Below are 13,270 nucleotides of genomic sequence, written 5' to 3'. Positions count from 1 at the left end.
ACCGAGCAGCAGGCGGGGCGGGTGGCCGGGTCTCGGGAATCGCGGGTCAGCATCGGGGGATCTGCACGCTCAAGTGGGGCACAGGCGCCGGTGGCGATTGCAGTTGCTCGTTGGCGTAGAGCTTGTCCAGCAACTCGCGGTCGACTTGGCTGGCCGGCAGGTCGAACAGGATCTGCCCGTCACGCAGGCCGATGATCCGCGGAAAATGCGCCAGGGCCAGTTCCACCGCATGCAGGCTGGCGACCAGGGTGACGTTGTGTTCCCGGGCATGGCGGCAGAGCACCGACAGCGTGTGCCCGGCCAGTACCGGGTCCATGGCCGACACCGGCTCATCGGCCAGCAACACCTCGGGCGCCTGATACAGCACCCGGGCCACGCCGACACGCTGGAGCTGGCCCCCGGACAGTTGCTGGCACTGCGCGAACAGCTTGTCACTCAGGTCCAGCCGGGCCAGTGCCGCACGGGCGCCCGGAATGTCCACCGGATGCAGCAGGTTCAGCAGACTGCGGCCCAGGCTCCACTGGCCCAGCTTGCCGGCCAGGACCGCCGTGACGACGCGCTGGCGTGGGGGCAGGGGAGGCGATTGATGCACCAGGCCGATACGGGCGCGCAGGCGCTGGCGTTGACGGGCCGACAGCTTCCAGGCGCGTTCGCCCAGGACTTGCAACTCGCCGCTGCCGGGGCGCAGGGCAGTGGCCAGCAGATTGAGCAGACTCGACTTGCCCGCGCCGGACGGACCGATGATGGCGACCTGTTCGCCAGCACCGATGTGCAGGTCCACGTCACGCAGTGCCTGGACGCCATTGGCGTGGGTCAGACTGACTCCGGTCAATTGCAAGGTCATTTGAGCAGGTCGGCGGCGCGTGCGGCTTCCTCGATGCCCTTGTAGTTCTCAGGGCTGGTTTCGATGAAGCGGCTGGCGGCCTGCAGATCCAGGATTTCCTTGTCCGCGGGCTTCGCCGGATCGAGGGCGAGGAAGGCGGCCTTGATTTTGTTGGCGAGCGCCGGATCGAGGGTGCCGCGCACGGTCCAGTTGTAATCGAAGTAGGCCGGGGTGGTTGCGAACACCTTGACCTTGTCGGTGTCGACCTTGCCGGCGGCGACCAGTTTTTCCCACACGCTGGCGTTCAAGACCCCGGCATCGACCTTGCCGGCCTGTACCCAGGCGACCGTGGCGTCGTGGGCACCGGAATAACCCACGCGACTGAAATAGCTTTCCGGTTTGATGCCGTCCTTGAGCATGAAATAACGCGGCATCAGACTGCCCGACGTGGAGGATACCGAGCCGAACGCGAAGGACTTGCCCTTGAGGTCGGCGAGGGATTTGACGTTCGGGTCGGCGGAGATGAATTTGCTGGTGAACTTCGCGTCCTGCTCACGCTGTACCAACGGAATGGCATTGCCGGTTTTCAGGCGGGCTTGCACGAAGGTGAAGCCGCCGAGCCAGGCCAAATCAATACGGTCGGTGGCCAGCGCCTCGACCACCGCCGGGTAGTCGCTCACCGGCACGAACTCGACCTTCATGCCCAATTGCTGCTCCAGGTACGCACCCAGCGGCTTGAATTTGCGCAGCAGTTCAGTCGGCGCCTCATCGGGAATCGCGCTGACTTTCAGGGTGTCCGCGGCCTGCGTGAGCACGCTGCAAACAGACAGGGTCAAGCCGATGGCTAATGCCAGGGTACGCTTGAGCATGGAAGTTCTCCGTTTTGTTTGCGCAAGTTGGGTCGATGCACTGAGAGGTTAGCCGAAATGACCGTGGGAGCGAGCTTGCCCGGGAAGCGGGCGGCACATCCTACATCATCGTTACCTGACATACCGCTTTCGCTGGCAAGCCAGCTCCCACAGGGCCGGTGTTGGTCAGAAAACCAGGCGACACCCCAAATCACTGTAGGAGCTGGCTTGCCAGCGAAGGGGCCGGCACATCCAACATCACCGATGCCTGACACACCGCTTTCGCTGGCAAGCCAGCTCCTACAGGGCCTGCGTTTGTCAGAAATACAGGCGAACATCCCAAATCACAGGGCCTGTGTTTGTCAGAAATACAGGCGAACATCCCAAATCACAGGGCCTGTGTTTGTCAGAAAAACAGGTGAACACCCCCAAATCACTGTAGGAGCTGGCTTGCCAGCGAAGGGGCTGGCACATCCACCATCACCGATGCCTGACACACCGCTTTCGCTGGCAAGCCAGCTCCCACAGGACCGGCGTTGGTCAGATAAATAGGCGATACAAATCACTGTGGGATCGGGTGTTCTACCCAGGCCTCAGAGCAGACTCCACGACACCCCGACATAAACGCCCAAACCCTCGCCCGGCGTGGAGCGTGCCGCGTCCAGCCCTTTGTCGTCGTAGCCCGGTGTGACGGTGGCGGCGTAGTGTTTGTCCGTCAGGTTGCGCAGGTCCACCCATGTCTGCCAGTCGCCCTTGGGCGCGTTGTAGCCCAGGGTCGCGCCGAATAGCGCGTAGGGATCGGCGTAGTAGCTGTTGGCGTAATCCACCGCCACCTTCGACACCAACTGGGTGTTGAGCGCGGCGAAGAAACCCTGGGGCCAGTCGTAGCGCAGTTCGCCCTGGTAGTAGTGCATCGGCAGGCCGGGCAGGCGGTTGTCGCCGAAGCGGTCGTCGTCGCGGTAGTGGAAGTCACTGAAGGTATAGCTCTGGCGCAAGCTCAGTTGGCCGCCATCGGCCCGTGACCACAGGAGGCTCTGCAGGCTGGCCTCCACGCCCTGGTGCACGGTGGGGCTGGCGTTGAGCTCGTAGGGCGTGGTGGCGTTGGTATCCGGCAACACCGAGAGCAATTCGTGGCGCACTTGGGCGTAGTACCAGGCCAGGCTCCATTGGCCCATCGCGCTGTCGCCGCGACCGCCGAGTTCCAGGGTGGTCGCGGTCTGGTTTTGCAGTTCGATCGGATCGCGTTGCGCACCCGTGGCGGGGCCACTGCCGGCCGGGAACCGCTGGTTGGCGCTGTAGATCAGCGACCACGGGTGCGGCGCTTCGACCGAACGGCTGAGATTGCCGAAGAGTTGCAGGTCGGGTGTCAGTTGATAGCGCAGGCCCACCCGTGGCGCATAGTCCCAGTCGCCCATACTGGTCTTGCCGCCCCCGTCGGGGTACGTCACCGCGCTTTCGCGGCGGGTGTAGATGGCGGCGAGGCCGGTGGTCAGCCACAGGTCGTCGGCGATCTGCAGGTCATTGCCAACATGCAGGACGCTGTCCGAGCCCTGGTAGGTGAAGTTGCGAATAGGTGTACCCGGTGCGTAGCCGGCGGTGTTGCCGGTGGGGATGCGCACCACTTCGCTGGCCCCATCATTGGGCAGGTGTTTGGTCACGCGCAAACCCACTGTGCTGTGGCTTTCCAGACCCCAGAGGGTGTCACGACGCTTGTAGTCGAACGTGCCGCTGACATCCGTGTAGGCCACCTTCAGGCGGTTGGGGCCTTCGCGCAAGTCCATGGGGTAGTCGTGGTAGACAAGGCCGGTCTGGATACTCGAATCGTCATCGAGGTAGAAGGTGGTCTTGTTGCCGATAAAGGTGCTGCCCGGCTGGTCACGGCTGTCGTCCCGCGCTACGTAGGCGGGATTGGCTGCCCGTGGGTCGTGCTCGATGGAACGCTTGGTCACCCGCCCGGCAAGGTCATTATCGGTCTCGCGGTGACGCAAGTAGAAACGCGTTTCCAGGTTCGGGTTGAAGCGGTAGCCGAAGTTGGCAATGACGCCCTGGCTTTCGCTGGCCGTGTGGTCCTGATAACCATCGGAGTGTGCATCGGTCACTGCCACGTAATAGTCGAAGTCACCCAGCACCTGCCCGGAGCTGACCTGGCGTTGCTGATAACCATGGCTGCCCGTCGCGTAGCGCACCTGCAACCTGGGGGCGTCGTAGCCGGTGTGGCTGACGTAATCGATGGCCCCGCCCAGGGCCAGTGCAGCCCTGTCGAATCCGTTGGCACCGCGCAGCACTTCCACATGGTCGAGCCACAGCGGTTCCAGCAATTCATAGGGCGTGCCACCCGGGCCGGTCAGCGGCAGGCCGTCGAGCATCGTGTACAGCCCCGAAGCGTGGGCGCCCGGCGCACGGTTGATCCCCGATCCGCGGATCGAGATCTTGACCCCTTCGTTGCCCGCCGACTGGGCATAAATCCCCGGCTGATAAGCCAGCACATCCTGATTGCTGGCCACGCGGCCCTGCAGGGGACGGCGCATATCCACCACATTGGTACCGCCGGGCACCTGGGCAAGCCGGGCCCTGGCGTCCTCGATGGACGAGTCTTCGTCGCTCCGGTCCTCAGCCCCGATCAGCACTTGTCCCAGTTCCAGGCCTTCGGCCCAGGCCGTGGCCGGACAGACAAGGGCCAGGCCCAACAACGCAGTGGGCAGGGATTTGGGCGAGGGCATTGAGAGAACTCCAGACGTACAGAACGGGCAGTGAAGAACTGCGACGCAGGGAGGAACGAAGGAAACACATGGCAATTTTGTTTTTTTGCCGGGTGAGGCTGTAGCTTCCAGCCTCAGGCTGTGCGAATGCTCGTCAGATCGATCCGGCAGCCCGGGGCCGCATCGCTGACGGCCAGCTTCATGTCATGCAGGCGCGCAACCGCCGACACCATGCTCAACCCCAGGCCATTGCCGGGCGTATGGCGGCTCGATTCGGCGCGATACAGTCGGCGCAAGACCGCTTCTCGCTCCGCTGGCGCGATACCCGGCCCGTTGTCCGTTACACGTATCCCGACCATGTTCGGGTCTGCGATAACGGTCAACCGGACCTGGCTGTGGTCGGGACAGAACTTGATGGCGTTGTCCAACAGATTGCAGATCGCGTCGAACAGCAGTTGCGCGTCCCCGGGAATGATTGCAGGTGCCCGGCTGGCGTCGAGTGTCAGGCTGATGCCGCGTTCTTCGGCCAAAGGCTCATACAGCTCGACGGCGTCGGCGCTGATCAGGTTCAGATCCAGGGGCGCGAAGTGACTGCGACGCGCGCTGTCTTCAATTTCCGAGATGCGCAGCAGGGCCTTGAAGGTCAACAGCAGGCCCTTGGCTTCGGTCAACGCGGCATCAATGCTGGCAGCGTATTGCGCCTCGTCCAGACCACGGCGCTGGGTGCGTTCAAGGCCGGCGATCAGGCGGGTCAGCGGGGTGCGCAGGTCGTGGGCGATGTCGTCGCACACACCCTTGACCTCGCTCATCAAGCGTTCAAGCTCATCGAGCATGCCGTTGACTACCGAGGCCAGGCGGTCAATGTCGTCGTTGTTGCCCTGGATCGGCAAGCGGCCGGTCAAGTCGCCTTCGATGATGCCCTTGATCGAGCGACTGACCTTGTCCAGCCGCCGGTGCGCCGAATAGCCCAACACCAGCGCACCAAACAGGCCGACCACCAGCAACAGCACGCCACCGGAAACCAGCGCCTTGATCAGCAGTTCGTCGAACTCGCGGATGTCGTGGATATCCTGGGCCACCAGCAGCGTCTTGCCATCGGCCAGGCGATGCACGATGAAGCGGACGGGGCGCTGATGCCCGTTTTCCTTGCGCCAGTCGAATTCCTGGGGTTTGTCATAGGCAGAGAAGGGCGGCAGCTGCTGGATGGCCCCGGCAATAAACTGGCCCTGAGCGTCGAACAAACTGTGGGGCAGGCGTGCTTCGACGTCCTGCACGGCGTGATTGCGGATCTCCCTGAGCTGCAGTTCGGGGTCTTGCGCACTGCGGTTTTCCACCTGGCGATACAGCGCGGTATCGGCTTCGGTCTTCAGGTAAAACGCCGTTTGCCAATAGACATAGCCGAACAGCGCCAGGAACGAACAGCCGAACAGGCCGAGAAACAGCAGCCCGGTACGAAAGCTGATGGTGCGCGGAATCTCACTCAGGCGAACGGAGGACATAACCGGCTCCACGAATGGTATGAATCATCGGTGGCTCACCCTCGCCGTCGACCTTGCGCCGCAAGCGGCCCATATGCACTTCAATCACGTTGGTGCGCTCGTCATAGCTGTAATTCCACACCGCCTCGAACAGCATGGTGCGCGTGACCACCTGCCCGGCGTTGCGGATCAAGTGTTCCAGCAAGGCGTATTCCCGTGGGACCAGTTCAATGACCCGGTCACCGCGTCGGACTGACCGGCTCAACAGGTCGACCTCCAGGTTGGCGACGCGCAAGCGGGTTTCCCTGGCCTCGGCGACCGGTTCGGCGCGACGGCGGTTCAAGGCATCCAGGCGTGCGGTCAGTTCGATGAACTCGAACGGCTTGGTCAGGTAATCGTCACCGCCGGCGCGCAAGCCGCGAACCCGCTCGTCGAGGGCGCTCAGGGCACTGAGGATCAACACCGGCGTGTTCACGCTTGCCGCCCGTAATGCGGTGAGTACGCCGAGCCCGTCGAGACCGCCGGGCAGCATGCGGTCCAGAACGATCAGGTCGAACGGTTCGCTCAAGGCCTTGAGCAGGCCTTCGCGACCATTGTTGGCACAGCTCACGGTGAAGCCGTGGTCACACAGGGCGGCTTCGATTTCGCGGCAGGTAGGCACGTCGTCTTCGACGACCAGAACATGGGTCATGGCAGTTGGACCGCTCACATCATCGGGCAGAGGTGGCATAGTGTGACAAAGCCTGCGGCTGCGCCACGTTCCCGTCGGGTAAACAAAAGTTTAGGTTTGATTCATGGAGAAGGTGCCGTGCGCATTCTAGTGGTTGAAGACGATGCCCAGACCGCCGCTTACCTGCTGCGCGGGTTGACCGAAAGCGGTCACGTCGTCGATATCGCCAGTGATGGCAATACGGGGCTGGGCATGGCCCTTGAGGACATTCACGATGCCTTGATAGTCGATCGCCGTTTGCCCGGCCTCGACGGCATCGGTTTGATCAAGACCCTGCGTGCGCGCAAGCTGCGGGTGCCGATTCTGATGCTCAGCGCCCAGGCGTCCACCACCGACAAGGTTGAGGGCCTGCAAGCCGGTTGCGATGATTACCTGGCCAAACCCTATGCGTTCGCCGAAGTGCTGGCCAGGCTCGATGCCTTGCTGCGCGGACGGGAGCAGACGACGGGGCCGGCGCGTCACCTGGTGGTCGGAGAGTTGCAGCTCGATTGCGCCACCCGCACGGCCGTGCGTCAGGGCCGGGTCATTGCCTTGCAGCATCGCGAGACGCTGTTGCTGGAAAAACTCATGCGCCACAGCGGTCAGGTAGTGACCCGCGACATGCTGCTCGACAGTGCCTGGGATTACGCGTTCGACCCCAACGACAACGTGATCGACAAGCATATTCATCGGTTGCGGCGCAAACTCGATGAAGGTTTCGACTACTCGCTGATCAAGACCGTGCCCGGTGCCGGCTACAGCTTCCAGGTGACCCCGGCCCAAGGCTAAATAAAAGTTTACCTGCCGACGAACGCTCTGGCAGGCGCCCCTCGCTATCTTCGCCTCATTCGTGGATCGCTCCACACAGGCTCAAGCGGGGGAAAGCTTGCCCATGTCGTTTTCAACCTTGGCCGTGCGCAGCTGGCGCGCGGCATTTCACTCACCTGTGTCGCTGACGTTGCTCGGCGTGCTGACGCTCGGCGGCTGCTCCATGGTGCCCGAGTATCGGCAACCGGAGTTGCCCCTGGCCCGGCAGTGGGATGGTGCGACGACCGGCCAATCGGCCCAGGGCGGGCAATGGTGGAGTGAGTTTCACAGCGCCGAACTGGATCAACTGATCGCCCGTGGCCTGGCCTCCAATTACACTCTCAAGGCGGCGGTCAGTCGGATCGATGAGGCCCGTGCATCGGCGCAAGTGGCAGGGGCGGCGCAATACCCGGCGTTGAACCTGGGGGGCAATGTCCAGCGTCAGAACAACTACGGCACCACGGAAAAACGCAGTGTTTTTGCCGAAGCGACTTACGAGATCGACTTCTGGGGCAAGCAGCGCGCCGCCGCCGATTCCGCCGATTCATTGGCCAATGCGACGGCGTTTGATGCCCAGACCTTGCGCATGAGTCTGGGGGCGAGCATTGCCGACAGTTACTTCCAGGTGCTGTCCCTGGAGGACCGGCTGCGCCTGGCCCGATCCATCGCCGACGATGCGCGGCAGGTGTTGGATCTGGTGGAAGTCCAGGCCAGCCAGGGCGCGGTGTCGAACCTGGAAGTCGCCCAGCAACGCAACGCCATGCAGACCTTTGAAGCGGCGATACCGCCACTGCGTCAGCAACGGGATCTGGCGTTGTACCAATTGGCCGTTCTGGTCGGCGCACAGCCCGAGGGCTTTCATCTGCAAGGTGACGGGCTCAATGCCCTGCAAGTGCCGCAGCCTTCAACCGGGCTGCCGATTGGCTTGTTGCGCCAACGGCCGGACATCCAGGCCGTCGAAGCGCGGCTGAAATCAGCCAACTTCGATGTAGGCGTGGCCCGTGCCGCGTTTCTGCCCAACCTCTCACTGGACTTGCTGGGCGGCATCGACACGCTCGCCGGCGGCCAGATCTGGAGCGCCATCGGCACGCTCAGCCAACCGGTGTTTGCCGGTGGCCAGCTCAAGGGGCAGTTGCATTTCGATCAGGCCCACGTTCAGGAACTGACGTCGAGTTATCGCGAATCAATCATCGAGGCCCTGCAAGATGTGGAGACGCAACTCAGCGCCGCCCGCGAGCTCGACAAGAGCTATGCGTTGAACCAGTCCGCCGTCGATTCGGCGCGGGAAGCGGCGCGCCTGGCGCAGGTTCGCTACCGCCTCGGGTCCACCGATTTCCAGACGCTGTTGATCGTCGAACGCACCCAATACCAGGCCGAAGACACGCTGTTGCAGGTACGCCTCCAGCACTTGCAGGCCGCCGTCGGCCTGTTCCGGGCCCTGGGCGGGGACTTCTCGTCTGACACCCTCGCTTCCAATTCTCCCGCTCAGGTTGCCCATCCATGAATGCCTTGAACCCACGTCGTCGTTTTGTTTTCGGGGGGCTGGTGGTGCTCTCGCTCACCGCCGCCTTCAGCGGATTTCAATGGATCAAGCGTGCCCAGGCCGCGCCGGTGAAATCCGAGGCCGGTGCCGTGCCGGTGCAGATGACGCAAGTCAGTCGCCAGGACTTGCCGATCTGGATCAGTGCCATTGGCAATGTGCAGGCGCTCAACAGTGTCAATGTGCGGGTGAGGGTGGACGGCGAACTGCAAAAAATCCTGTTCAATGAAGGGCAAACGGTCACGGCGGGTAGCCTGCTGGCGGTGATCGATCCACGGGTGTATCAGGCTCAGGTCGCCCAGGCTCAAGCTATGGTCGCCAAGGATCAGGCGCAATTGGCCAACCTCAAGGTCAACCTCGACCGCGCCAGCAAACTGGCCGCGGCCAAGGCCGGCCCGACCCAGGACGTCGACACTTACCGCGCGCAACTGGCCGCCCAGCAAGCCACGGTACAGGCCGATCAGGCGGCGCTGGATACGGCGCGCCTGCAATTGGAATTCACCCAGGTCAAGGCCCCTTTGACCGGGCGCACCGGCCAGCGTCTGCTGGATGTCGGCGCCATTGCCCATGGCGCCGAAGCCACCGGTTTGGTGACGATTACCCAGATGAACCCGATCTCGGTCGCCTTCGCCGTGTCCCAGGACGAACTGGCGGACATTCTCCAGGAAAACGCCCAGGGTGCGTTGCAGGTGGTCGCGATGACCCGCGATGGCCAACAGGAAATCGCCCGTGGCCAACTGAGTTTCATCGACAGTCAGGTGACCGCCGCCAGTGGTCAGATCCAGCTCAAGGCACAGTTCGACAATGCCGCCGCCAAGCTCTGGCCGGGCGAGCTGGTGACGGCGCGATTGCTGGTGCAGACGCGTCGGGACGTGGCCGTGGTTCCTGCTGATGCCGTGCAATTGGGGCGTCAGGGTAACTTTGTCTATGTGGTCGATGGTGATCAGCGGGTCCAGCCGCGTCTGGTCGATGCCGCCACTGTCGTTGATGGCAAACAATGGATTCGCCAGGGCCTGGCGGCCGGTGAAACCGTGGTGGTGCAGGGCCAGTCCCGCGTCGCGCCGGGGCTGAAAGTGACGCCGGTCAAGACGGACACCCCTGCCGAACTGGCGCAGGTGGCCCAATGAATGCCTTGGCCGGATTGATTCAACGGCGAATCGGGCTGAGTCTGCTGGCCCTCGGCGTCATGCTGCTGGGCGCCTTCGCGTACTTTCATCTGCCGGTGGCACCGCTGCCGACCGTGGATTTCCCGACCATCCAGGTCACTGCCAAACTGTCCGGGGCGAGCGCCGAAACCATGGCGTCTTCGGTGGCGACACCCCTGGAGCGTGCGTTTGCCGCCGTGCCGCAAGTGACGTCGATGACCTCATCGAGTGCAGCCGGTAAAACCCAGGTCGTGCTGCAATTTGATTTGTCGCGGGATATCGACGGCGCCGCGCAGGACGTACAAACGGCCATCAACACCGCCACGCCCAACCTGCCCAAGACCATGTCCAGCGCGCCGACCTTCAACAAGGTCAATCCGGCCGAAGGCACGGTAATGTCGCTGGCCGTGACCTCGCCAATCCGTACGTTGCCGGAGCTGGATCGCTATGCCGACAACTACATTGCCCAGCGGCTGTCGCAGATGCCCGGCGTCGGCCTGGTGGACTTTCATGGTGAGCAGAAACCGGCGGTGCGGGTACAGATCGATCCCGATGCATTGGCCGCGCGTGGCCTGACGCTGGAAGATGTGCGCAGCGTGATTGGCGTCAGCACCCTCGATCAACCCAAAGGCAGCCTCGATGGACAAAGCCGTTCGATCACCCTGGGCGCGACCGACCAAATGCTCGACCCACAGCATTATCGCGATCAGGTCGTTGCCTATAAAAATGGCATGCCGATCAAACTAGGTGACCTCGGCCGGGTGATCGCCGGTGCCGAAGACACCCAGCAAGCCGCGCAGTTGGGGGCCGAGCCCACGGTCATTGTCGACATCCACAAGCAACCGGGTTTCAACCTGCTTTCGACCATCGCCACGATCAAGGCCAAGCTGCCCGAGCTGACGGCGTCATTACCGCGAGACGTGCAGGTGCAGGTGGTGGGCGATCGTACCCAAACCATCGAAGCCTCGGTCAATGACATGCAGTTCACCTTGCTGCTGTCCATTGCGCTGGTGGTCGTGGTGATCTTCGTGTTCCTGCGCAAAGCCACCGCCACCCTGATTCCGAGCCTGACCATCCCGTTGTCCCTGGTGGCCACGTTCGGGGTGATGTACCTGCTGGGTTACAGCCTCGACAACCTGTCGATCATGGGCCTGGCGATTGCCGTCGGCTTTGTGGTGGACGATGCCATCGTAGTCATGGAAAACATCGTCCGGCACCTGGAGATGGGCAAGTCGCGGCTGCAATCGGCGGTCGACGGCTTGCGCGAAGTGGCGTTCACCATTGTCTCGATGACCGTATCGTTGATTGCGGTGTTCCTGCCGATCCTGCTGATGTCGGGCATTGTCGGGCGCTTGATGCGCGAGTTCGCGGTGACCGTCAGCGTGGCGATCATCATGTCTGGCATCGTCTCGCTGACCATCACGCCGATGCTCTGCGCCTGGTTGCTCAAACCCCACGCCGAGCGCGAAGAAGGGCGCTTTGCCCAAGCCTGCGAGCGGGTATTCGATGGCCTGCATAACGGCTATCGGCGCAGCCTGGATTGGGTGCTCGACCATCAACGCATCACTATGGCCGTGGCCATCGCCACCCTGGCGGCGACGGCAGTGCTGTATGTCGGCATTCCCAAGGGCTTCTTCCCGCAACAGGACAACGGCTTGATCCAGGGCGTGGCGGAAGCGGCGGCGGATATATCGCCAATAGCCATGCGCGCACAGGTCAATCGTGCCGCCGAGGTCATTGGCCAGGACCCGGCGGTGGCCCGGGTGTACTTCTGGATCGGCCCGAACCCGACCGTCAGTCAGGGCAAGGTCATGATCAACCTCAAGCCGTTCAGCGAACGCACGGCCAGCGCAGCCGAGGTCATCCGTCGCCTGCAACCGGTGCTCGACCGGTTGTCCGGGGTCAAAGTGTTCATGCAGGCCAACCAGGACATCCAGATTGGCGGTCGGGCCAGCAAGACCCAATATCAGTACACCCTGCAAGACCCGGACAGCGTCGAACTGGATCACTGGAGCGGGGTGCTGCTGGAAAAACTCAAGTCCTTGCCGCAGTTGCAGCACGTCACCTCCGACCAGCAACAGGCCATCGCCCAATCGACGCTGGTGATCGACCGGCCCACGGCGGCACGCCTGGGGGTGACGGTGCAGGCCATCGACGATGTGCTGTACGACGCCTTTGGCCAGCGACAGATTGCGACGATGTTCACGCAACTGGATCAGAACCACGTGATCCTTGAGCTGGACCCGAGCTGGCAGACATCCACCGCAACCCTGGAACATCTGTTTGTCCGCGCCAGTTCCGGTGCGCTCGTACCCTTGAGCTTGCTGGCGAGCGTCAAGACCGAACAGGTGCCGATCATCATCAACCACCAGGGCGTATTCCCGGCGATTACCCTGTCGTTCGACCTCGCGCCGGGGCACGCCTTGAGTGAGGCGGTGGATGCGATCAATCAGGCATCGCTGGCGGTCGCACTGCCCGACACCGTGGTCGGCAGCTTCCAGGGCACCGCCCAGGCGTTTCAGGATTCGTTGAAGTCGCAACCCTGGTTGATTCTGGCGGCGATTCTTACCGTCTACATCATCCTTGGTGTGCTGTACGAAAACGCCATTCACCCGCTGACGATCATTTCGACCTTGCCGTCGGCCGGCTTCGGCGCGCTGTTGGCCTTGATGCTCTGCGGGCAGGACTTATCAGTGCTGGGGATGATCGGCATCATCCTGCTGATCGGTATCGTCAAGAAAAACGCGATCATGATTGTCGACTTCACCTTGCAGGCCCAGCAGCGGGGCCTGTCGCCCCGGGACGCGGTTCGCGAAGGGTGCCTGTTGCGCCTGCGCCCGATCCTGATGACCTCCCTGGCGGCCTTGCTCGGTGCCGTGCCGCTGGCGTTCGGTCATGGCGCCGGCTCCGAGTTGCGGCAGCCGTTGGGCATTGCAATTGTCGGTGGCCTGGCGGTGTCGCAGATCCTGACGCTCTACACCACGCCGGTGGTCTACCTGTGGTTTGAACGTCGGCGGGGCAGGGTGCAGGCCGACGCCACGGAGGTCGCCATTTGAAACTTCGACTGCCCCCTGTGTGCGAGCCTGCTCGCGATGGGCGTCAACGATAACGCGGGCTGTCTGGATGTCCGCGTTGTCTCGGCGTTCTTCGCGAGCAGGCTCGCTCCTACAGGTCCAACGCAGACCTGTAGGAGCAATGCTTGCTCGCGATTGACTTCAACG

The 13,270-nt window shown here is 62.9% G+C and carries 9 protein-coding genes; 4 read left to right on the top strand and 5 right to left on the bottom strand.

The features are described from left to right. Positions 1–46 precede the first annotated feature (46 nt). From GPL81_RS30895 to GPL81_RS30875, 5 genes are all read right to left on the bottom strand, one after another. Complete coding sequence (locus tag GPL81_RS30895) at positions 47–844, bottom strand: phosphonate ABC transporter ATP-binding protein (protein ID WP_160109869.1); 798 nt, start codon at positions 842–844, stop codon at positions 47–49. Then, entirely contained in the window at positions 841–1,692 is an 852-nt protein-coding gene (locus tag GPL81_RS30890) for a putative selenate ABC transporter substrate-binding protein (protein WP_096512219.1), read from the bottom strand. The genes GPL81_RS30895 and GPL81_RS30890 overlap by 4 nt, the downstream gene beginning before the upstream one ends. A 572-nt stretch (positions 1,693–2,264) precedes the next feature. Then, positions 2,265–4,391 (bottom strand): TonB-dependent receptor family protein, encoded by a 2,127-nt coding sequence (locus tag GPL81_RS30885; RefSeq protein ID WP_160109868.1) that lies wholly within the window; start codon positions 4,389–4,391, stop codon positions 2,265–2,267. 113 nt (positions 4,392–4,504) lie between these two features. After that, the gene (locus GPL81_RS30880) at positions 4,505–5,869 is read right to left on the bottom strand and encodes a sensor histidine kinase (protein WP_160109867.1); all 1,365 of its coding nucleotides are present in this window, start codon (positions 5,867–5,869) and stop codon (positions 4,505–4,507) included. Then, positions 5,847–6,539: a response regulator transcription factor gene (locus GPL81_RS30875; protein WP_160109866.1), complete on the bottom strand. Its 693-nt coding sequence runs from the start codon at positions 6,537–6,539 to the stop codon at positions 5,847–5,849. Before GPL81_RS30875 ends, GPL81_RS30880 begins: the two co-directional genes overlap by 23 nt. A 117-nt stretch (positions 6,540–6,656) precedes the next feature. Here GPL81_RS30875 and GPL81_RS30870 point away from each other — a divergent pair, with 117 nt between their 5' ends. From GPL81_RS30870 to GPL81_RS30855, 4 genes are all read left to right on the top strand, one after another. Then, positions 6,657–7,346: a response regulator transcription factor gene (locus GPL81_RS30870; RefSeq protein WP_160109865.1), complete on the top strand. Its 690-nt coding sequence runs from the start codon at positions 6,657–6,659 to the stop codon at positions 7,344–7,346. 103 nt (positions 7,347–7,449) lie between these two features. Further along, positions 7,450–8,868 (top strand): efflux transporter outer membrane subunit, encoded by a 1,419-nt coding sequence (locus tag GPL81_RS30865; RefSeq protein ID WP_160109864.1) that lies wholly within the window; start codon positions 7,450–7,452, stop codon positions 8,866–8,868. After that, a complete protein-coding gene (locus tag GPL81_RS30860; protein ID WP_160109863.1) occupies positions 8,865–10,031 on the top strand; it encodes an efflux RND transporter periplasmic adaptor subunit in 1,167 nt (388 codons plus the stop codon). Before GPL81_RS30865 ends, GPL81_RS30860 begins: the two co-directional genes overlap by 4 nt. Further along, complete coding sequence (locus GPL81_RS30855) at positions 10,028–13,105, top strand: efflux RND transporter permease subunit (protein ID WP_160109862.1); 3,078 nt, start codon at positions 10,028–10,030, stop codon at positions 13,103–13,105. The genes GPL81_RS30860 and GPL81_RS30855 overlap by 4 nt, the downstream gene beginning before the upstream one ends. Positions 13,106–13,270: the final 165 nt, after the last annotated feature.

The sequence above is a fragment of the Pseudomonas izuensis genome, assembly GCF_009861505.1.
GTDB classification, from domain to species: Bacteria; Pseudomonadota; Gammaproteobacteria; order Pseudomonadales; family Pseudomonadaceae; genus Aquipseudomonas; species Aquipseudomonas izuensis.
Note: the sequence above shows the minus strand (reverse complement) of the source record. Positions and strands in the feature narration are given on the sequence as shown.

Coding starts and splice junctions, on each gene's coding strand:
- GPL81_RS30895 (WP_160109869.1), bottom strand. CDS start 844: ATGACCTTGCAATTGACCGGAGTCAGTCTGACCCACGCCAATGGCGTC.
- GPL81_RS30890 (WP_096512219.1), bottom strand. CDS start 1,692: ATGCTCAAGCGTACCCTGGCATTAGCCATCGGCTTGACCCTGTCTGTT.
- GPL81_RS30885 (WP_160109868.1), bottom strand. CDS start 4,391: ATGCCCTCGCCCAAATCCCTGCCCACTGCGTTGTTGGGCCTGGCCCTT.
- GPL81_RS30880 (WP_160109867.1), bottom strand. CDS start 5,869: ATGTCCTCCGTTCGCCTGAGTGAGATTCCGCGCACCATCAGCTTTCGT.
- GPL81_RS30875 (WP_160109866.1), bottom strand. CDS start 6,539: ATGACCCATGTTCTGGTCGTCGAAGACGACGTGCCTACCTGCCGCGAA.
- GPL81_RS30865 (WP_160109864.1), top strand. CDS start 7,450: ATGTCGTTTTCAACCTTGGCCGTGCGCAGCTGGCGCGCGGCATTTCAC.
- GPL81_RS30860 (WP_160109863.1), top strand. CDS start 8,865: ATGAATGCCTTGAACCCACGTCGTCGTTTTGTTTTCGGGGGGCTGGTG.
- GPL81_RS30855 (WP_160109862.1), top strand. CDS start 10,028: ATGAATGCCTTGGCCGGATTGATTCAACGGCGAATCGGGCTGAGTCTG.